The sequence below is a fragment of the Thalassospira sp. genome (genome assembly GCF_030690045.1).
In the GTDB taxonomy this organism is placed as follows: Bacteria; Pseudomonadota; Alphaproteobacteria; order Rhodospirillales; family Thalassospiraceae; genus Thalassospira.
In genome coordinates this window covers 297,650-318,685 of the sequence record NZ_JAUYHK010000011.1, presented here as the reverse complement: position 1 = coordinate 318,685, position 21,036 = coordinate 297,650, and the positions used below count along the sequence as shown (strand labels likewise).

Genomic DNA, 21,036 nt, shown 5'->3' with positions numbered 1-21,036 from the left:
GGCGCAAACCTCTCTGGAGGACTTGAAATGAGCAGTATCAAATTGCCTGCCGTACCACAGGACGATGGATTTTCCGGTTACCTGAGACAGGTCTGGAAGTTTCCAATGTTGACCCATGACGAAGAATATATGCTGGCCCGCCGGTATCAGGAACATCAGGATACCGATGCCGCCCACAAACTTGTCACCAGCCATTTGCGTCTGGTTGCCAAGATTGCCTTTGGCTATCGCGGTTATGGCCTGTCGATGCCCGATCTGGTGGCAGAAGGCAATACCGGCCTGATGCGTGCCGTTCAGAAATTCGATCCGGAACGCGGTTTCCGGCTTTCGACCTATGCCATGTGGTGGATCCGCGCTGCGGTAACCGAATACATCCTGCATAGCTGGTCGATGGTCAAGCTGGGCACGATGGCCGCGCAGAAAAAGCTGTTTTTCAGCCTGCGCAAGGCCAAGAAACAGCTTGATATCTATGACAATGGTGAATTGTCACCGGATCAGGCCTTGCAGGTGGCGGAAAAGCTGGGTGTCACCCAGAAAGAAGCCCTTGATATGAACCGCCGTCTGGCGGCACGGGATTTCTCGCTGAATACTCCGATGCCCAAAGACGATGGCATGGAATATCTTGATGCCCTGGCTTCCGAAGCACCGAGCCCGGAAATGCTGGTTGGCGATGCCGAGGAACGTGATCTGCACAATGGCATGTTGAAAAATGCCCTTGGCGAATTGCCGGATCGTGAACGCGAAATCATTCAGGCCCGTTTCCTGAGTGACGATCCGATCACGCTGGAAAAACTTGGTGAACGCTTTGGCGTCAGTCGTGAACGGGTTCGTCAACTTGAAGCACGCGCCTTCAAGAAATTGCAGGAATCCGTGCTGAGCCAGCATGCCACGGCATAAGGCCCGTTAGACCTGATCCCTTGCACAAGGCGGCATTTTCGGATGCCGCCTTTTATTTTTGAGCGAGGACAGTGCGAGATTTTTCTATGATTTCCAGTGTCTTGCTCCACAAATCATAATGTGGAAGGTCAATCGGGTTGACCCAACGGGCATCACTGGCATCACCACCGGCCTGCAAATCCCCGGCAAGGGCGCGGGCGGTAAAATCAATCAGGGTGTAATGATATTCGATCTTGCCATTGCGGGGCGGGGTGATCATATCGACCACATCGATCAGGGCCAGGTCGGCAATGTCGATCCCGGCTTCTTCGCGGACTTCGCGGATGACGGCTTGCTGGATGGTTTCGCCCAGTTCCTGTGCGCCGCCCGGCAGGCTCCATTGCCCGGCTTTCGGGGGATTGCCCCGCCGGATCAGCAAGACAGCATTGTCACGCCAGACAACTGCCCCGACACCCACAATCGGGCGGCGGGGAAATGTGCGGATATCGGATGGTTGGGACATTGGTTATGCCATGACCTTAACTGTCATCTTCATCGATATCATCATCCGGATCGGGAACATCAGACACGGTTCGGCCCGCCATTTCATGGGCCCGAACCGTTACCTGTTCCAGAAACTGATCATCGGACTGCGGATAAAGCGACATGACAAAGTCGCCAGCAGGCGCATCGCCAAGGGCGAAGCCACGTGCGGTGTCATAATCCGGGGCGTTGATTTTTGCTGTTCTGACCCGGGTGACGCCCGCATCATCATAGATAAATTCGACAATCCAGACCTGCAAAACGCCTCCTTTACCTTTTTGTCATGCTACGATGGTTGCGTGCGGCCTTCCGATCCTGATATCACATTGATCACAATGTCGCAGCTTTGCCATATTCTTTCGGGCAAATATCAATTGCAAGCATTTGCAAAGCCGTGCAACCGATAACAGGTAAAATATGAACGCCAAACGCGACGATCACCCGGGATCAGATGACGACGATCTTAAACCCCATTTGCCATCCATTGGTTTGGGGGCAAGGTTGCGGGCCTATTTTCTGACCGGGGTGCTGGTGACAGCGCCGCTGGCGATTACTTTTGGCCTGGCATGGTGGTTTGTTGATTTTGTCGATGGCAAGGTCATGCCGCTGATTCCGGAGCATTATAATCCGGTTTCCTACCTGCCGTTTGAATATCGCGATTACGGCATACCGGGGCTGGGCGTTCTGGTGATTGTATTGGTCGTGATTTTTGTCGGCTGGTTTACCACCAATTTTGCCGGACGGGCGTTGATCCGGCTATATGAAAAGATTTTGGGCCGGATTCCGGCAGTACGCAGCATCTATGGCGCGGTCAAACAAATCCTTGAAACCGTTCTGGCCAATCAGTCCAATGCCTTTCGTCAGGCGGTTCTGATCGAATACCCGCGGCGCGGCCTGTGGTGCATCGGGTTTATCACCGGGCAAACCAAGGGCGAGATTCAGCACCTGACCGAAGACACCGTGATCAATATCTTTCTACCGACGACACCCAATCCGACGTCGGGATTTTTGCTGTTTGTACCCAAAAGCGACATGGTCATTCTGAATATGGGTGTCGAAGAAGCGATCAAAATGGTGATGTCGGGCGGTATCGTCACACCGCCGGATCGCCGGTCACAGGAATTGCAGGACCAACCGGTTGTTTCGGCCAAAACCTATGAGGATGTTGATATTCTGCGTGAACGGGAAAATACGCCGGTTCTGGTGTCACGACCGCAGGATACCAAAGAGGACGCTTAACCAGACCGGAAATAACGCACCGCCTCGTCGCGTTCAAACAGATACAGCAACAAACGCAACGCTTCACCGCGTTGCGTTTTCAAATCCGGATCCCGCCCCAAAATCAGTTTGGCATCATCGCGTGCAATCGCCAGAAGATCGCCATGCAGATCAAGGCTGGCAAGTCGATAGGCCTGCAAACCACTTTGCCGGGTGCCCAGAACTTCCCCGGCACCGCGCAGGCGCAGATCTTCTTCGGCGATGATAAAACCGTCCTCGGTTTCGCGCATGATTTTAAGCCGGGCGGTTGAAATCTGCCCCAGCGGGGCGGCATAGAGCAACAAACAGGTCGATGCGGCATCGCCGCGCCCGATCCGGCCGCGCAACTGATGAAGCTGCGCCAGACCAAACCGTTCGGCATGTTCGATCACCATTACGGTAGCCGCAGGCACATTGACGCCGACCTCGATTACGGTGGTTGCAACAAGGATCGACAGATCGCCGTGGGCAAAGCGCTCCATCACCGCGTCCTTGTCCTTGCCTTTCATCTTGCCATGGATAAGCCCGACCCGGTCCGCGCCAAAAATATCGGCCAGAATGCGATGACGTTCTTCGGCGGCCTGCAAATCGAGAACCTCGGAGTCCTCAACCAGCGGGCAGACCCAGTAAATCTTGGCTCCCTTGCGCATGGCGCGGCCAATGCCTGATATCACGTCTTCGACCTTGTCCGCCGGTAACACCCGTGTATCCACCGGCTTGCGCCCCGGTGGTTTTTCATCCAGCCGTGATACTTCCATATCGCCAAAGGCCGTCAGGGTCAGAGTGCGCGGGATCGGGGTTGCCGTCATCACCAATACATCAACCGCCGTGCCCTTTGCCGCCAGCATCAGCCGTTGATGCACGCCAAAGCGATGCTGTTCATCGACGACGGCAAAGGCCAGGTCCTGAAACGCCACCGCCTCCTGAAACAGGGCATGGGTGCCAACGGCAACAGCAAAATCACCGTTCGCCAAGCCGTCCAGAACGGCCTGTCGCGCCTTGCCCTTGTCACGCCCGGTCAAAAGGGTGCAGGTCACCCCGATTTTTTCCAGCATGGGAGCGATGGTTTCGTAATGTTGCCGGGCGAGAATTTCGGTCGGAGCCATCAGGACGGCCTGCCGTCCGGTTTCCACCGCATTGAGCATGGCCATCAGGGCAACCACCGTCTTGCCGGACCCGACATCGCCCTGTAACAGCCGCAACATCCGCCCGGAACCCTGCATATCGGCATAAATATCGCCAAGGGCGCGGTTCTGGGCATTGGTCAGGGCAAAGGGCAAATGATGCGTCAGTTGGGCGCGCAGCCGTCCATCCCCGGCAATCGACCGCCCGCCAAGGGTTCGCATCTTTGCCCGGATCAGGGCCAGCGCCAGTTGATTGGCCAGCAATTCATCATAGGCCAGTCTGCGACGGGCAGGGTGATCGGGCGACAAATCGCCTTCATCCTGCGGATGATGAATTTGATACAGGGCGGTTCTGATATCGGGCCATTGATGGCGTTTTTGCAAGGCGGCATCATGCCATTCCGGCAGATCGGGAAGATGATCCAGTGCCGCTGCAATCGCCTTGATCAGGGTTTTGCCTGTCACCCCGGCCGACATGGGATAAACCGGTTCCACGGTCTGAATCTGGGCGCGTTCGGCCTCGGTACCGATGCGGTCGGGGTGGGTGATCTGATATTCGCCGCGAAAATGGTCGATCTTGCCCGAAACAATCCGTTTTTCGCCGACCGGCAACATATCGCCCAGATATTTTGGCCGGGCATTGAAAAACGCCAGAACCAGAAAACCGCTATCGGTCCGGCAAATCACGCGATAGGGGCGACGGCGGTCCGATGACGGTTCGTGGCGTTCGACAATGACATCCTGTGTGACAATCGATCCGTCGATGGTTTCGGACAAAGGCGGAGAAAATCGCCGGTCAATCAGGCTTGAGGGTAAATGCCATAACAGATCGGCCACATGTTCGCCGCCAATCAGCCGTACCACAAGAGGCTTCAGCCTGGGGCCAATGCCCGGCAGGCTGTCGATTTCAGCAAAAAGCGGGAACAGAATTTCCGGGCGCATGTGAGTTTATATTGATCTTTGGTGAAAGAACATTCATAGAACAAAGGGTGCTATCGATCCGGTATACAACATATTTCCGTTCCGGCAACCTATCAGATGTGATGGGCGGACCAAACATTGCTTGACGGCATGGACCAATCGCCCAAATTGCCGTACAAACCATGCCTGCCGAAAACGACCCGACCACAGTGCCACAAAACAGCACTGCTGCAAATCGCCACAGGAGAGAGCCCCATGAGCGACACCAGCCATGATCTGGAAATGCGCCGTAAAAAATTGCTGTTTCGCGGCGCGCATCGCGGCACCAAGGAAAACGATATTCTGATGTGCCGTTTCATGGATACCCATCTGGCCAGCCTGAATGCGGCGCAGCTTGATGCGTTTGAAGCCCTGATCAATGATGTGCCGGATGCCGATTTTTTTCTGTGGGCAACCAAAAAAGTACCGGCCCCGGCCCCTTATGACACCGATGTCCTGCATATGATTCAGAACCTTAGCAACGCCTGAGAAGACATTGACAAAAATACAGGAAATCATTGCGTCTCGCGGGCGCAAACGCCTTGGCGGAGTGCCCGAAGGTTATGACGCGCTGCTTTTGCGCGAACTGATTGATGCTGCGGGTGGCAATGCGACCATCCTGCATATTGCGCTTGATGACAAACGCATGGCCCAACTGGCCGAAGCCTTGCGGTTTTTTGCCGGTGAGGTAGAGGTTCTGACACTGCCGGCGTGGGATTGCCTGCCTTATGACCGGGTATCGCCGATTGCCGAAGTCACAGCGCGACGGGTGGAAACCCTGACCGCGCTGGCCGAAGGGACACAACCGCGCAATGGCATGGGCCGTATTGTTCTGACAACAGCAGCGGCGGCCCTGCAACGGGTGCCAACCCTTGAGGTGATGAAACGCGGTCGCATGGCCCTGAAAATCGGCGAGGAACATTCCCGTCCAGACCTGACCACTTATTTTGAGCGCATGGGCTATAACCGCGCCGAACAGGTGATGGAGCCAGGCGATTATGCGGTGCGCGGCGATATTGTTGATATTTTTGCGCCGGGCATGACGGAGCCGGTGCGCCTTGATTTCTTTGGCGACGAACTGGAAAGCATCCGGCGTTTTGACGTGGAAAGCCAGCGCACCGTGGGACGGGCCGACAGCATCACGATGTTGCCGGTCGGCGAGGTTTATCTTGATCCCGATTCCATTTCCCGGTTTCGCAGCAATTACCGCGAATTGTTTGGCGTGGTCGCGCAAGCCGATCCGCTTTATGAATCAATCAGTTCCGGCCTGAAATATGGCGGTATGGAACATTGGTTGCCGCTGTTTCATGACGGGCTGGACACGATCTTTGCCTTTGTACCGGATGTGATGGTGTCGCTGGATCACCAGATTGACGATGTGATCGGCAATCGTCTTGAAATGATTGATGATTATTATCAGGCCCGCCTGAACATCAAGGGCGGCGGGCTGGGCGGTGATAATATTTACAAACCGGTTCCGCCCGAACGTCTTTATCTGGACCGGGCGGAATTTGACCGCATGTTGTCGGACCGGGTTGTTCTGGAATTTTCGCCCTATGTCGAAGAAGAAAGTGCCGAACGCGGCAGTTTTGACATGGGGGCACGGGCCGGGCGCGATTTTGGCGATGCCCGGGCGCGTGCCGATCTTAATCTTTATGACGAATTGCGCGACTTCATTTCGGCCCAGCGCGGCAAGAACAATCAGGTGGTAATCGCGGCCTATTCCGACGGATCGCGGGACCGTATGGTGTCGGTTCTGCGTGAACATGGTGTCGGCAAGGTGGTTCTGGCGGAATGCTGGGAAGACATCACCGACGACCTGACGCCAGACCAGTTGGCCGTGGTTATCCTTGATCTGGAACGCGGTTTTCGCCGAGACGGGCTTTGGTTTCTGTCTGAACAGGATATTCTGGGCGACCGCATGAGCCGCCCCGGCGGGCGCAAGCGCAAGGCGGAAAACTTCCTGCGCGAGGCATCGGAAATTTCCGAAGGCGATCTGGTTGTCCATCTGGAACACGGTATCGGGCGTTATCTTGGCCTGAAAACCGTGACCGCAGGCGGCGCGCCCCATGATTGTCTGGAACTGGAATATGACGGCGGCGACAAATTGTTTGTGCCGGTCGAAAATATCGAAGTTCTGTCGCGCTATGGCTCGGACGAAGGGTTGTCGATTCTGGACCGGCTGGGCGGTGTCGCCTGGCAGGCGCGCAAGGCGAAATTGCGCGAACGCATCCGCGATATGGCGGAAAAGCTGATCAAGATTGCCGCAGCCCGGCATATCCGCAAAGGGGAGGCAATCATCGTGCCCGAAGGGGCCTATGACGAATTTTGCGCCCGCTTTCCCTTTGCCGAGACCGAGGATCAGGCGCGCGCCATTCGCGATACACTCGATGACCTTGCGGCAGGCAAACCGATGGACCGGCTGGTGTGTGGCGATGTCGGTTTTGGCAAGACCGAAGTCGCCCTGCGGGCCGCCTTTGCTGCCGTGATGGCCGGGAAACAGGTGGCGATTGTTGCCCCGACGACCCTTTTATGCCGTCAGCATCACATCACATTCCGGCAACGGTTTGATGGCCTGCCGGTGCGGGTAGAGCAATTATCGCGTCTGGTTACCGGCAAAAATGCCAAGCTGATCAAGGATAACCTTGCCAGCGGGCATGTCGATATTGTTTGTGGCACCCATGCGTTGCTGAGCGACGGGGTGAAATTCAAGGATCTGGGCCTGCTGATCATCGACGAGGAACAGCATTTCGGGGTGCGCCACAAGGAACGCCTCAAGGAACTGAAAGCCGATGTGCATGTCCTGACCCTGACGGCAACGCCAATCCCGCGCACCTTGCAAATGGCCCTGACCGGGGTCAAGGAACTGTCGGTTATCGCAACCCCGCCCATCGACCGGCTGGCGGTGCGGACCTATATCACGCCCTATGATCCGGTGGTGGTACGCGAGGCAATCCTGCGCGAACGCCATCGCGGCGGGCAGATTTTCTATGTCTGCCCACGGGTTTCGGAACTGGGCCGGATTGCCAAGGAACTGGAAACCCTGGTGCCGGAAATCCGGTTTGACGTGGCGCACGGACAAATGGGGGCCCGCGACCTTGAACAGGTGATGACCGATTTCACCGACCGCAAATTTGATCTGTTGCTGGCGACCAATATCATTGAATCGGGCATTGATGTTCCCAATGCCAATACCATGATCATTCATCGTGCCGATATGTTTGGTCTGGCGCAGCTTTATCAGTTGCGCGGACGTATTGGCCGTTCCAAACAGCGGGCCTATGCCTATCTGACCCTGCCGCATGGCAAACGCCTGACGGCAACCGCGCTGAAACGCCTTGAAGTTATGCAAACCCTTGACAGTCTGGGGGCCGGTTTTAATCTTGCCAGCCACGATCTGGACATTCGCGGGGCCGGGAACCTTTTGGGCGAAGAACAATCGGGCCATATCAAGGAAGTCGGCATCGAGCTGTATCAGCAAATGATCGAAGAAGCGGTCGCCGAGGCCAAGGGTGAAATTGACGCCACCGAAACCGGTTTTGTCCCGCAAATCAATGTCGGCATGCCGGTTTTGATCCCGGATCGTTATGTGCCTGATCTGGGTGTGCGGCTGGGTCTGTATCGGCGGTTGTCGGAATTGCGCACGCGCGAGGAAGTCGATCAGTTTGCCGCCGAGATGATCGACCGGTTCGGCAAATTACCCAAGGAAGTCGAAAACCTTCTGGATGTCGTCACCATCAAACAATGGTGTCGTACCGCCAATGTTGAAAAGCTTGATGCCGGACCAAAGGGCGCGCTGATTACCTTGCGCAATAACGAGTTCCCCAATCCGGCCGGGCTGATCGGCTTTATCCAGCAACAGGTCGGGACGGCCCGTTTGCGTCCCGATCACAAGATCGTCTATGCGGCGGGTTGGGATGGCCCGACCGACCGGCTTGACGGAGTCAAACGCCTGATGCGACGTCTGTCTGATATCGCAGAAAAAGCAACCTGATCCGGAAAAGCAGCTTGCATGATCACGGCAGTGCGTCTTCCTGACGCGCCAGCCGGATCATGCGTTGCAGGATATCGGGTTCCTGTGCGCCGGAAAGGGCATGGCGGCCATTGAACAGAAAACACGGAACACCGCTGACTCCCAGTTGATGGGCAGTGCGGTTTTCACGCATGACAAACTCGCGGTCCATATCGCTATCCAGATAATCAAGGATTTCTGCACGGTCTTCGCCATGACGGACTGCAATTTCTGCCAGAAGGTCGTGATCACCAATATCCTGACCGTTCAGGAAATAGGCGGCAAAAAGATCTTCGATCAGATCATTGCCGGTTTCGGGACGTTCGGCGCAGATTTTATAGATCATGCGATGCGAATCTGTTGAATCAGGGGTGAGCCTTATGCCGCTGAAATTAAAGGAAATACCAATGCCCGCACCTGCCGCGGCAATCGCGTTATAAACGCGACTGGCACTTTCGCTGCCGCCAAATTTGGTGGACAGATACAGATGCCGATCCATACCCCCGGCGGGCATATCCGGGTTCAGCAGGAATGGACGCCAGACCACGGGAAACCCTTCCAGGCCTTCGCGCTTTAACGCTTCTTCCAGCCGTTTTTTGCCGATATAGCACCACGGGCAAATCGTATCGACGATAGCTTCGACCTTGAGCGCAAAGGGGGATTGCATGTTGTTATTCCGTTTATGGGATGACGGCTAACCGTGCAGGAATGACGTTCCAGTGGCCAAGGGTGCAATGCCAAGATGATCGGCAATAGTTTGTCCGATATCGGCAAAGGTGTCGCGCATACCAACCGGGCCGGGCGCAATTGCCGGACCAAAGGCCATGATGGGCACGAATTCGCGGGTATGGTCATTGCCGCGCCATGTCGGATCGCAGCCATGATCGGCGGTAATGATCACCAGATCGCCGGGTTTAAGGGCGGCGCGCAATTCCGGCAGTCGGGCATCAAATTCTTCCAGCGCATTGGCATAGCCCGGTACATCGCGGCGATGGCCAAATTCCATATCGAAATCAACCAGATTGGTGAAAACGATGCTGTTATCAGGGGCCAGATCTATTTCGGTCATCATGGCGTCAAACAGTGCCATATTACCCGATGCCTTGACTTTCTTGCTAATGCCGCGATGGGCATAAATATCGGCAATCTTGCCCACCGAAATCACATGTCCACCCGTTGCGCTGAACAGATCCAGCAGGGTCGGGGCGGGCGGCGGCACGGCAATATCACGGCGGTTCGATGTGCGCTTGAAATCATCCGGGCTGCTGCCGACAAAAGGCCGGGCAATCACCCGCCCGATATTATAGGGTTCCACCAGTTCAAAGGCGATTTCGCAAATCTCATACAGGCGATCCAGCCCGAAATGTTCCTCATGCGCGGCAATCTGAAAAACACTGTCGGCAGAGGTATAGCAAATCGGCATGCCGGTTTTGAGATGTTCTTCACCCAGCCGGGCGATGATTTCGGTGCCCGACGCATGGCAATTGCCCAGAATACCGGGTAATCCTGCTTTTTCGATCAGCGCCTCGGTCAGTTCTGCCGGAAAGGTCGGGACGGTCAGCGGGAAATAGCCCCAGTCAAAGGTCACCGGCACCCCGGCGATTTCCCAATGACCACTGGGCGTATCCTTGCCCAGAGAAATTTCCTGCGCAATACCATAAGCCCCGATGATCGCGCCGCCATGTTCCAGCCCGTCGGGGATGCGCCCGGTGGCTTCGCGGGCGGCTTCGCCAAGGCCAAGGGCGGTCATGTTGGGCAGGCGTAATGGTCCTTTACGTTTGTCGTTGTCGCCCATGCCTTTGGCACAGCTTTCGGCGATATGGCCAAGGGTATCGGACCCGACATCGCCAAAACGGGCGGCATCCGGGGCTGCGCCAATGCCAAAGCTGTCTGCGACGATGATAATGGCGCGTGCCATAATGCGTTCCTCAAGATGTTATGGGGCATGTAGGGATCAGATAATCACATTTACGGACAGGTGCCAGCCCCAAGACAAAACTAGCGGGCGGTCAAAAGATTGCCGACCCGGCCCGGCAACGGCTCCGGCCCGGCGACCGAACATAAAAGCCCGCCCGGCACCACAAGCCGCCCGCCGACCCGAGCATAGAGGAAACCGCTGGTTCGGCTGAAAAAGGGCGTTTTGTCACCGGTTTCAACATCCAGAACATATCCCAGTTCCTGCCCGGCGGTAACGTAGCATCCGGCATCGACGGCAAAAACAATCATGCCGCCATGCGTTGCGGTTACCCGGTCCACCCCCGAAAGCGGTGTGGCATCGCATTTGGCGGCGGGCAGGGGGCCGGGATCACCGGCAATGATGCCCCGACGCTGTAAAAACCGGAACATATTGGCGGCGTCTTCGATGGCGTAATGATCATAAACATCCTGTTCGCCGCGCAATTCGATGGTGGTGGCAAGGGTCGCCATCGGAATCGGAAACCGGTCGCCCAATTCACGGCGCAACACCACCCACGGCAGACTGAAGGCTTCGTCAAACGGATTGTCGCCGGATTCTTCGGCAATCAGGGCGGCTTCACAGCCGATCTGGGCCGACAGATCGGCGGCATCGGGCCAGCTTGAATCGCTGGTGTAAAGATGCATGGCGGCTTGCCAGTCGCAATGCAGGTCCAAAACCAGATCGGCATCAATGGCCAGTTCAGCCAGTTTGAACCGCAAATCCTGCAAATCGGTTAGTGACCCGGTATTTTCGCGACGCTCCGCAATCAGGCGGCGCAGTTCGGCCCGGATGATTTTGACATTCTGCCCGGCGTCATTCCCCAGCTTGTCGGCAACGGTCTTGACCAGATCGTCCGATAAATCCGGGTAATGGCGATTGAAATTCTGCCCGGTGCGCATGTCAAACCGGCCCAGCGGTTTCATATCGACATATTGGGTAAAGCCGATTGGATTGGCAAAAGGCACAATCACGACTTCACCTGTCAGATCGCCCTTTTCCTCGGCCATCAGCAACAGTTTTTCCAGATGATGCAACACCAGAACACCGGGCAGTTCATCGGCATGCAGGGCCGCCTGAAAATAAGCCTTGGGGCCAGTCCCCGGTTTGCCATAACGGCGCACGGTCAAGGCGCGGCGGGTCCCCATTTGCGGACGGATAAGGTCAATCTGTTGTTGCTGCATCATGTTCCTGTGGCGTTGTGGAGCGAAACGCCGGTCCGACCAACACAAAAGGCGGGTCGGACCGGCGGTTTATCAGGGGGAATGGTGTTATTCTCAGCCCGGAATACCGTCCGGTACAACTGACTTTTTGGATGTTTCGCGGGTTTCATTGCGGCGCAGATATTTTTCAACACCCTTAAAGCCGAATGTCAGGACATAAACAATGATCAAATAAATCACCCCGGCTGAAATGAACGCCTCATAGGGCAGGGCGGTGCGGGCAACGATCTTGCGAGCCGCGCCGGTCAGTTCCATCAGGGTGACGGTCGAGGCCAGCGACGTTGCTTTCAGGGTGAAAATTACATCATTGGTGTAGGCAGGCCAGATGATTTGCCACATGCGCGGGAAAATGATCCGGCGGTAAATGATCGGCTGTGACATGCCGCAGGCCCGCGCCGCCTCGACCTCGCCATTGGGCACATTCTGAATGCCACCACGCATGATTTCAGCGACATAGGCCGCCGTATTCAACACAAAGGTGAAAAGACAATACCAGTAAGGATCGCGCAAATAGGCCCACATCCAGCTTTCGCGGATGCCGTCGATTTCGGAAATGACCTGTCCCAGACCGTAATAGGCCAGAAAAAGTTGCGCAATCAGCGGGGTGCCGCGAAACAGATAGATAAAGCCGAATGGCACGGCCTGTATCCAGATGCTTTTCGAGACCCGGCCGATGGCAAGCGGAATTGCCAGCAAGGTGCCAAATATGATCGAAACCAGCAATAATTGCAGGGTCAGCAAAAATCCCTGCCATAGCCACATGTGATAGCGCGACAAGACATAAATCAGGTCTTCAATCATGGATCATGCCCTCACAATGCCGCGCGAGGCCCGTTTTTCAAGCCGGTTAAACACAATCAGCGAGACCGTGGTAAAGGCGAGGAACATCAGCATCGCCACCAGATAAAAGGTAAAGGGCGCCTTTTCCGTACCCGCGCCAATCGCGGCCATGCGCAGGATTTCTTCGACCCCCACCACTGAAATCAGGGCGGTATCCTTGATCAGAACCTGAAACAGGTTATTGAGACCGGGCAGGGCAAAGCGCCACATCTGCGGCAGCTTGATGCGCAGGAAAATTTGCAACGGCGTCATGCCGCAGGCCGTTGCTGCCTCGATCTGTCCAACCGGAATAGCCTGAATCGCCGCCCGGAAGACTTCGGAGGCAAAAGCGCCTTGTACCAGAGCCAATGCCGCAACCCCGGACCAGAAAGCCGGAATATCGACACGAACATCTTCGCCGCCAAAGACCTCGGCAAGGCGCTGTACGGCAATGGTGCCGCCAAAATAAATCAGTAAAATAACCAGAAGTTCGGGGATACCCCGGATAATGACCGTGTAGCTTTCGCCAATCGCCCGCAATGCCCGGAATCGCGATAATTTCGCAAGCGCCCCCAGCAGGCCCAGTAAAATCATAAACGGCAATACGCTGAGGCAAAGCTGGATTGTGACCAACCCACCTTCAAACATCTGCCAGCCGCGGCCATATAAATCAAACATGATGTCTCCCGATCGCCTTGATGCCGGGTTGTTTTTCCCGCCAATAAGGGCAGGGCGGCACAATCATGCCGCCCTGTTTTGAAACAATCACCGCGGATGCAGGTTGATGGTCGGGAAATATTTTTTGTTGATTTCGGCGTAGGATCCGTTGGCCAGCATTTCGGCCAGAGCCTTGTTGAGGATTTCCTTTAAATCCTGGTCTTCCTTGCGCAGGCCGATCCCGGCCCCTTCGCCAAAAAATTCAACCGGGGCAAAGGTTTCGGAGACAAAGCTGTAACCGGCACCGGCATCGGATTCGACCCAATCCAGCAATACACCGGAATCCGCCAGCGTCACGTCAATGCGGCCTGCGGTCAGATCCAGCAGGGCATTATCCTGGGTGTCATACATGCGGATTTCAACAGACGGGAAATTGTCTTCGAGGAAGTTTGAATGCGTGGTTGAACGCTGAACGCCGACGACAAGACCATCCAGCGCATCTTCGACAACCGCATCATCTTTCCACGCGGTTACTTCCATGCCGTCCTTGCCAACAAAAACAGCCGGGGTGACGCTGTAATAATCGCTGAAATCAATCGACCGCTTGCGTTCTTCGGTAATCGACATCTGGGCGATGATCGCATCATATTTTTTGGCCAGCAGGCCCGGAATGATCCCGTCCCAGTCCTGGGCAACGATTTCGCATTCAATTCCGGCGGTTTCACACAGCTTGACGGCGAAATCGACGTCAAATCCTTCGAGATTTCCGTCTTTATCCACGGAATTGAACGGGGGATAGGCGCCCTCGGTCGCAATCACAACCTTTTCCCATGCCGCCTGTGCCGCCGATGCACTGATGGCAAAACCAACAGCCGCAACTGCGGCAACCTTGATCCAGTTCTTCATTTAAAAAGTCTCCCTTGTTGTTGAGAACAGCATATCCTGATGCTGCCCTTGTCAACCGGTGCCTTTGGCACCCGGTTTCTCCGGCTCAGAAATCGCGCTGAAGAAATTGCTTCATGCGCTCTGATTTTGGATTCTCGAATACGTCTTTCGGATGGCCAAATTCCTCGACCAACCCCTGATGCAGATACATCACATGGCTTGATACGCCTTTGGCAAAGCCCATTTCATGGGTCACCACCAGCATGGTGCGACCTTCTTGCGCCAGATCTGTCATGACCTTGAGAACTTCGCCGACCAGTTCGGGGTCCAGCGCCGATGTCGGTTCGTCAAACAGCAGAACTTCGGGTTCTATTGCCAGTGCCCGGGCGATGGCCGCGCGTTGTTGCTGGCCGCCGGAAATATGCCCCGGATAATAATCGCGCCGTTCATACATACCGACTTTTTGCAAAAGCGCGTCGGCGCGTTCAACCGCCTGTTTTTTCGGGATTCCCAGAACATGTACCGGGGCTTCGATCACATTTTCAAGGATCGTCAGGTGGCTCCACAGATTAAAGCCCTGAAACACCATCGCCAGTTTGGTGCGGATGCGCTGAAGCTGCTTTTTATCAGCCGGTTCCTGCGTACCATCCTTGTGGGCACGCATTTTGATCAATTCACCATGAACATGAACCTGTCCGGCGTTTGGCGTTTCCAAAAGGTTGATGCATCTCAGAAAGGTGCTTTTGCCGGACCCGGATGATCCGATGATCGAAATGACATCGCCCGTGTGGGCTGTCAGATCAATGCCTTTGAGAACTTCTGTATCCCCAAAGCTTTTATACATTCCTGCGACATCAAGAGCCGGTATTGTTGTGCTCATATCGGGAAAAGAGCCCCCTGTTTGCATTATCACGTCTTTTGGCGACGTTTCGGTTCCGTGGGTTTTGTGCCTGCTATGGCCCTTGCGGAACGTCAAATTAATCTCCCGGTCGAATGATTGCCTGTCCGGGACCCGTATTTCTACTTATTTTTTACTGATCTATGAATAAATTGAGTCAATCCACACGATCACGCCCCACACTATGCCCACTTTGGTAAATATTCTGCGGGGATCAGGGATTTTACGCAATAAATTAATCGCAAGTCGTTTTTGCCGATGGGGCAGGATGAAAAAGCATGACAAGATTCGACCCGCACCCGGCAATTCGGATTGCGCAATGAAGATCATGATCTTTAAGCAGGAAAAGGGTGGCGGAGAGACAGGGATTCGAACCCTGGGTACCCGTAAAGGCACGCCGGTTTTCAAGACCGGTGCATTCAACCACTCTGCCATCTCTCCGCAATGTGGTTGTCGTGACAACGGCGCTTTGAATAAGGCCCGGAAAGGGCGCTGTCAATATCCGTGATCGGGATTTTGCGGTCTGTGCTGCAAGTTGGTTATTTAGCAGATGTTAACGCCTCGGGCGCTATCACAAAATCAGGATGGTTTTTAAAGAAACTGACTTTGGCAAAATGCGCCATTTTTCTGACACCGGCGCAGGTCAAAGGAACGGGAATGTACCCGCAGATAAAAACGGAACAAGGCGAGCAGATATGAAAATCCGGACGATTGCCACTGTAGCGAGCCTTCTGGGCGCCCTGATCATGGCGGCCCCTGCATTTGCGCAGGATGGCAAGGAAGAACTGCCCGCCTTTACCACCGAAGGATTTGATGTCTGGCTGGAGGCTTTCAAGGCCGATGCCCTGGCCGAAGGGATTTCGCAATCCATGCTTGATACCGCTTTTGCCAAAACGCAGCCGATTCCGCGTGTCATCGAACTGGATCGCAGCCAACCGGAATTCAAACTGACATTCGAGGAATATTTGCAGCGCGTCGTGCCGCAATCGCGTATTGACGAAGGACGGCGCAAATATGCCGAGAACCGCGCGGTGATTGATGCTGCGGCCAAAAAATATGGCGTGCCGGGGCATTATCTGGCGGCATTTTGGGGCATTGAAACCGGGTTTGGTCGCCATACCGGCGGATTTTCGGTGATTGATTCGCTGGCGACCCTGGCCTTTGAAGGCCGCCGGGCAGAATATTTCCGCACAGAACTGATGAATGCGCTGAAAATTCTGGATGCCGGGCATATTGCGCCCGATGCCATGTCAGGTTCATGGGCCGGGGCAATGGGGCAGGCGCAATTCATGCCGTCAACCTTCCTTGCCTACGCCACTGATGGCAATGATGATGGCAAGATTGATCTTTGGGGCACCAAGGACGATGTTTTTGCCTCTGCCGCCAATTATTTGTCCAGCGTGGGCTGGAAAGAAGACGAGCGTTGGGGCCGGAAAATTGCGATGCCTGACGGATTCGATGTCGCCCTGACCGGGCGCGAGATCAAAAAGCCGGTTTCGGAATGGCAGGAACTGGGAATCCGGATGCCGGGCGGCGGGAATTTGCCTGTTACCGATATGGAGGCATCGATTGTTGTTGTAAATGACGGTGCCGGACCTGCCTATATGGTTTATAACAATTTCCATACCATCATGCACTGGAACCGCTCGACCTATTTTGCGATTGCGGTTGGAACGCTTGCCGATGCCATCGCCGGTCGTTGATGACATTTCGATATGTGGGTAACGGATATAAGGAATAACGTTATGCCTGCTTTCACCAACCCGGCCCCCCTGCGATCCCGGCGCAAAAGCCATCTGATGCTGGGGGCACTGGCATTATCGGTTTTTCTGGCAGGCTGTGCAGAAACGCAACTGGCCATGCATGGCGTCAAGCGTATGGGAAATTCGCAAGGCACGGCAGCACCGGGAGAGGTCGGTGCCTATAAAATCGGCACACCCTATGAAATCGCCGGGCAATGGTATTATCCAGCGGTTGATTACGAATATCAGGAAACCGGTATTGCGTCGTGGTATGGGCCGAAATTCCACGGCAAACGGACCGCCAATGGCGAATTGTTTGACCAGAATGTCGTTTCCGGTGCCCATCGCACCTTGCCGTTGCCCAGTATCGTGCGCGTGACCAATCTTGAAAATGGTCGTTCGATCAAGGTGCGCATTAATGATCGCGGACCGTTTTCGCATGGCCGCATCATTGATATGTCGCGCAAGGCGGCAGAACTTCTGGGTTTTGAGAAAAAAGGCACGGCAAAGGTTCGTGTTGAAATCCTGCCCGAAGAAAGCCAGCAAATCGCCCGTCTGGCGCAAGGCGAGCAAAATATAGCACAGGTCAGTGCCGATGAGAAAACCACGGTTACCGCTGCCCCACGCGATGCGGTTGAAGCCATGTCCCTTGATGGCCCGATCACCGATAGCGGTGCGCCGACAACATCTACGGTGCGGCGGACACCATCCCGGCCGGTCGATACAATGACCATGACGGAAATAAACCCGGATATCCGGATTGATCAGGTAGTGCCTTCGGAAATTTATGTTCAGGCAGGGGCTTTTTCGGTCTATGACAACGCCATGAATTTGCGGAATCGCCTTTATGCATTGGCACCCAGCAAGATCGAACCGATTGATGTCAAGGGTACAACCTTTTACCGGGTTCGTCTTGGTCCACTAAATACCGTACCCGAAGCTGATATTCTGCTTGAACGGGTGATTGCATCAGGGCAAAACGGGGCAAAGGTTGTGGTCGAATGCGCAGATGGCGCAAATGGTGTGGTTTCCGGGTGCTGAGCACAGAAACAGCCTTTTGCCGGTGTCATTAGTTTTCGTGTCTAAAATCAACAGGATATCGACGTTATGAATTTACTGCCGCGTGTTGCGTTCAAGACCGGTCTGACGGGGATGATAACGGGTGTCATGTTGGCCGGAACGGTCATGTCGGCATCGATCGTTCATGCCCAGGGACTGGATACCATCGCCCGCGAGGCCTATCTGATTGACTATCAGACCGGTACGGTTCTGTTTGAAAAAAATGGCTATTCCCTGACCGAACCGGCATCGATGACCAAGATGATGACGGTCTATATGCTGTTTGACCGCCTGAAAAACGGCAGCCTGTCGATGACCGACACTTTTCACGTCAGTGAAAATGCGTGGCGCAAGGGCGGCTCCAAGATGTTTGTCGAGGTTAATTCCAATGTGACCGTCGATGACATTTTGCATGGCATTATCGTTCAGTCCGGCAATGATGCAGCCATTGTTGTGGCCGAGGCCCTGAATGGCACGGAAGAAGCCTTTGCCGTTGAAATGACCAAAAAAGCCCGTGAAATCGGCATGGGTGATGCCGTTTTCAAAAATGCGACCGGGTGGCCTGACCCTGAACATCTGGTGACGGCACATGATCTGGCAATTCTTGCCCAGCGCACCATTTCTGATTTCCCGGAACTTTATAAACTCTATGCCGAACCGGTTTTCACCTATAACGGCATTCGTCAGCCCAATCGCAATCCTCTTTTGGGGACCAGTGCCGGTGTTGACGGCCTGAAAACCGGCCATACGGAATCGGCCGGTTATGGTCTGACGGCATCGGCTGAACGGGATGGCCGCCGTTTGATCCTTGTGGTCAATGGATTGCCGTCCATGCGAGATCGTCGTACCGAATCCCAGAAGCTTCTGGATTGGGGATTCCGCGAATTTGACAATTATAACCTGTTTGCCAAGGGTGAGGCGGCCAGTGCGGCCGATGTCTGGCTGGGCGACGAAGCACGGGTCGATCTGGTTACCGATCAGGATATCATCCTGACCCTGCCGCGCCGGGACCGTTCGGACATGAAGGTTTCCGTCATTTATGAAGGACCGATTCCGGCCCCGATTACCGAGGGGCAGCAACTGGCGACCCTCAAGGTCGAAATCCCCGGTCTCGAAAACCATGAATTCCCGCTTTATGCCGCCAAGGCCGTTGATCGTCTGGGATTCTTTGGCCGGATTGGCGCGGCCATCCAGTATTTGCTGTGGGGAGCAAACGGGTGACCGCTCGCCCCGGTTTATTCATCAGTTTTGAAGGTGGCGAAGGCAGCGGCAAATCGACACAGATACGCCTGCTGGAACAATGGTTTCGCAAACGCGGCGATGATGTTGTTATCACCCGTGAGCCCGGTGGATCGCCGGGGGCGGAGGAAATACGCACCTTGCTTTTGACCGGAGATCCCGGTCGCTGGGATGCGGTGACCGAAGCCCTGTTGATGTTTGCATCGCGCCGCGATCATGTCGAACGCACCATACGCCCGGCATTGGCGCAGGGCAGGGTGGTGTTGTGCGACCGTTTTGCCGATTCCTCGGTCGCCTATCAGGGATACGGGCATGGTCTGGGACCTGATTATATCCGGCAGCTTTGGCAGATTGCGATTGGCGATTTCAAACCCGACCTGACCTTGCTGTTTGACTTGCCGATTGAAACCGGTCTGGATCGGGCACGGCAACGTTTCGGTACTGTCAGTGCAGCCGAAGACCGGTTTGAGCGCATGGGTATGGAGTTTCATCGCCGCCTGCAACAGGGGTTTCGCGCCATTGCAACGGCCGAACCCGAGCGCTGCAAGATGATTGATGCCGATGGTGACATTGATGTTGTGACCGCCCGCGTGACCGATGCCGTCACGCTGTTCCTTAAGTCACGGGGCATTCCGGCATGAGCAAGGATGATCTTCCGGAGGATGACGGCCCTTATCCGTCGCCGCGCAAAAATGATTATTTTATCGGCCATGACAGTGCCGAACAGGTCATTCTGAATGCCTGGAACAGCAAACGCATGCATCATGCGTGGCTGTTATGCGGGCCACGGGGGATCGGTAAGGCGACTTTGGCCTATCGCATGGCGCGCTTTGTCCTGTCGCAGGGCGGTGATGACGGTGGTGGTTTGTTTGGTGATCAGCCAACCAGCCTGTCGATCAGTGCGGAAAACCCGGTTTTTCGGCGTATTGCCGGGGGCGGACATGGTGATCTGAAGGTCATCGAACGCCAATATGATGACAAGAAAAAACGCCTTCAGGGCGAAATTGTTGTTGATAATGTGCGGACTGCCGGAAGTTTCATGTCAAAAACGGCGGCCGAAGGCGGCTGGCGGATTGTGATTGTCGATGCGGCAGATGAATTGAACCGCAATGCGGCCAATGCGATCCTCAAGGTTCTGGAAGAACCGCCTGCCAATGCAATGATGATCCTGATCGCCCATCAACCGGGCCGCCTGCTGCCAACCATCCGGTCGCGGTGCCGCAAGCTTGACCTCGGGGCGCTGTCTGATGAAACGGTGGTTCGTTTGCTGGGCCGTTATTGTCCTGATCTGGCCGATGAAGACCGTCTGTCGCTGTGCGGTCTGTCGGATGGCAGTATTGGCCGGGCACTGGAACTGCACGAGGTTGGCGGGCTGCAACTTTATACCGATCTGGTTGGGTTGCTATCGCAGCTTCCGTCTTGTGAAACCCTTGCACTGCATCAATTTGCCGACCGGTTTTCCGGGGCAGGGCGCGAGGATGAGTTTCATACCGTTACCGAACTTCTGATCTGGTGGCTGGCCCGCATGATCCGTTTCGGCGCCACCGGAACGGCACCGGTCGAGGTGGTCGGCGGTGAATTGCCTGCGATGAAGCGCATGGTTGCTGCGCAACCGCTTGATCAATGGCTGGAGGTATGGGAAAAGATCAGCGAATTGATGGCGGCGACCCGCGGGCTGCATCTTGATCGCAAGCAGGCGCTTTTGAACGCCTTTTTCATGCTTGAAGAACGGATGCGCGGCTAGCGTTATCCCGTCTGTCTGACCATATCCATCACGGCCCGTTCGGG

General features: G+C 55.2%; 20 protein-coding genes and 1 tRNA gene. 10 read left to right on the top strand and 11 right to left on the bottom strand.

Going from position 1 to position 21,036, the window contains the following annotated elements; genetic code table 11:
• The first annotated feature begins 27 nt into the window (after positions 1–27).
• Positions 28–897: an RNA polymerase sigma factor RpoH gene (gene rpoH, locus Q8O73_RS07410; protein WP_305556987.1), complete on the top strand. Its 870-nt coding sequence runs from the start codon at positions 28–30 to the stop codon at positions 895–897.
• 52 nt (positions 898–949) lie between these two features.
• Here rpoH and Q8O73_RS07405 read toward each other — a convergent pair whose 3' ends face one another.
• Positions 950–1,399, bottom strand: a complete 450-nt coding sequence (locus Q8O73_RS07405) for an NUDIX hydrolase (RefSeq protein ID WP_305556985.1) — start codon at positions 1,397–1,399, stop codon at positions 950–952.
• Between the two features lie 16 nt (positions 1,400–1,415).
• Complete coding sequence (locus Q8O73_RS07400; RefSeq protein WP_305556983.1) at positions 1,416–1,679, bottom strand: hypothetical protein; 264 nt, start codon at positions 1,677–1,679, stop codon at positions 1,416–1,418.
• A gap of 157 nt (positions 1,680–1,836) precedes the next feature.
• Between Q8O73_RS07400 and Q8O73_RS07395 the strand changes: the two genes are divergently transcribed.
• A complete protein-coding gene (locus Q8O73_RS07395) occupies positions 1,837–2,658 on the top strand; it encodes a DUF502 domain-containing protein (protein WP_305556981.1) in 822 nt (273 codons plus the stop codon).
• Here Q8O73_RS07395 and recG read toward each other — a convergent pair.
• Entirely contained in the window at positions 2,655–4,742 is a 2,088-nt protein-coding gene (recG, locus tag Q8O73_RS07390) for an ATP-dependent DNA helicase RecG (RefSeq protein WP_305556979.1), read from the bottom strand. The genes Q8O73_RS07395 and recG overlap by 4 nt on opposite strands.
• 234 nt (positions 4,743–4,976) lie before the next feature.
• On the opposite strand from recG, the gene Q8O73_RS07385 reads away from it, so the two are divergent.
• A complete protein-coding gene (locus Q8O73_RS07385; protein ID WP_305556977.1) occupies positions 4,977–5,249 on the top strand; it encodes a succinate dehydrogenase assembly factor 2 in 273 nt (90 codons plus the stop codon).
• 7 nt (positions 5,250–5,256) lie between these two features.
• On the top strand, positions 5,257–8,754 hold the full coding sequence (gene mfd, locus Q8O73_RS07380) for a transcription-repair coupling factor (protein WP_305556975.1): 3,498 nt from the start codon (positions 5,257–5,259) through the stop codon (positions 8,752–8,754).
• 22 nt (positions 8,755–8,776) lie between these two features.
• Here mfd and Q8O73_RS07375 read toward each other — a convergent pair whose 3' ends face one another.
• From Q8O73_RS07375 to Q8O73_RS07340, 8 genes are all read right to left on the bottom strand, one after another.
• Complete coding sequence (locus Q8O73_RS07375; protein ID WP_305556972.1) at positions 8,777–9,439, bottom strand: DsbA family oxidoreductase; 663 nt, start codon at positions 9,437–9,439, stop codon at positions 8,777–8,779.
• Positions 9,440–9,466: 27 nt separating this feature from the next.
• Positions 9,467–10,690: a phosphopentomutase gene (locus Q8O73_RS07370; RefSeq protein ID WP_305556969.1), complete on the bottom strand. Its 1,224-nt coding sequence runs from the start codon at positions 10,688–10,690 to the stop codon at positions 9,467–9,469.
• Positions 10,691–10,770: 80 nt separating this feature from the next.
• Positions 10,771–11,913, bottom strand: a complete 1,143-nt coding sequence (locus Q8O73_RS07365; RefSeq protein ID WP_305556966.1) for a succinylglutamate desuccinylase/aspartoacylase family protein — start codon at positions 11,911–11,913, stop codon at positions 10,771–10,773.
• 90 nt (positions 11,914–12,003) lie between these two features.
• Entirely contained in the window at positions 12,004–12,750 is a 747-nt protein-coding gene (locus tag Q8O73_RS07360) for an ABC transporter permease (protein ID WP_305556964.1), read from the bottom strand.
• Positions 12,751–12,753: 3 nt separating this feature from the next.
• Positions 12,754–13,446: an ABC transporter permease gene (locus Q8O73_RS07355; protein ID WP_305556962.1), complete on the bottom strand. Its 693-nt coding sequence runs from the start codon at positions 13,444–13,446 to the stop codon at positions 12,754–12,756.
• A gap of 87 nt (positions 13,447–13,533) precedes the next feature.
• Positions 13,534–14,331 carry a transporter substrate-binding domain-containing protein gene (locus Q8O73_RS07350; protein ID WP_305556960.1) on the bottom strand — a complete coding sequence of 266 codons (798 nt, stop codon included), beginning with the start codon at positions 14,329–14,331 and terminating at the stop codon, positions 13,534–13,536.
• Positions 14,332–14,416: 85 nt separating this feature from the next.
• Positions 14,417–15,178, bottom strand: a complete 762-nt coding sequence (locus tag Q8O73_RS07345) for an ABC transporter ATP-binding protein (RefSeq protein WP_371135069.1) — start codon at positions 15,176–15,178, stop codon at positions 14,417–14,419.
• A 381-nt stretch (positions 15,179–15,559) separates the two neighbouring features.
• Positions 15,560–15,649, bottom strand: a tRNA-Ser gene (locus tag Q8O73_RS07340).
• Positions 15,650–15,733: 84 nt separating this feature from the next.
• On the opposite strand from Q8O73_RS07340, the gene Q8O73_RS07335 reads away from it, so the two are divergent.
• The 6 genes from Q8O73_RS07335 to Q8O73_RS07310 all read left to right on the top strand — a co-directional run bounded on the left by Q8O73_RS07335 (position 15,734) and on the right by Q8O73_RS07310 (position 20,992).
• The gene (locus tag Q8O73_RS07335) at positions 15,734–15,907 is read left to right on the top strand and encodes a hypothetical protein (RefSeq protein WP_305556956.1); all 174 of its coding nucleotides are present in this window, start codon (positions 15,734–15,736) and stop codon (positions 15,905–15,907) included.
• Positions 15,904–16,911 (top strand): lytic transglycosylase domain-containing protein, encoded by a 1,008-nt coding sequence (locus Q8O73_RS07330; RefSeq protein ID WP_305556954.1) that lies wholly within the window; start codon positions 15,904–15,906, stop codon positions 16,909–16,911. Before Q8O73_RS07335 ends, Q8O73_RS07330 begins: the two co-directional genes overlap by 4 nt.
• 42 nt (positions 16,912–16,953) lie before the next feature.
• Positions 16,954–17,991, top strand: coding sequence for a septal ring lytic transglycosylase RlpA family protein (locus tag Q8O73_RS07325; RefSeq protein WP_305556951.1), 1,038 nt, complete (start codon positions 16,954–16,956; stop codon positions 17,989–17,991).
• A gap of 66 nt (positions 17,992–18,057) precedes the next feature.
• The gene (locus tag Q8O73_RS07320; protein WP_305556949.1) at positions 18,058–19,230 is read left to right on the top strand and encodes a D-alanyl-D-alanine carboxypeptidase family protein; all 1,173 of its coding nucleotides are present in this window, start codon (positions 18,058–18,060) and stop codon (positions 19,228–19,230) included.
• A complete protein-coding gene (gene tmk, locus Q8O73_RS07315; protein ID WP_305556947.1) occupies positions 19,227–19,889 on the top strand; it encodes a dTMP kinase in 663 nt (220 codons plus the stop codon). Before Q8O73_RS07320 ends, tmk begins: the two co-directional genes overlap by 4 nt.
• Positions 19,886–20,992 carry a DNA polymerase III subunit delta' gene (locus tag Q8O73_RS07310; RefSeq protein ID WP_305556945.1) on the top strand — a complete coding sequence of 369 codons (1,107 nt, stop codon included), beginning with the start codon at positions 19,886–19,888 and terminating at the stop codon, positions 20,990–20,992. Before tmk ends, Q8O73_RS07310 begins: the two co-directional genes overlap by 4 nt.
• Positions 20,993–21,036 lie beyond the last annotated feature (44 nt).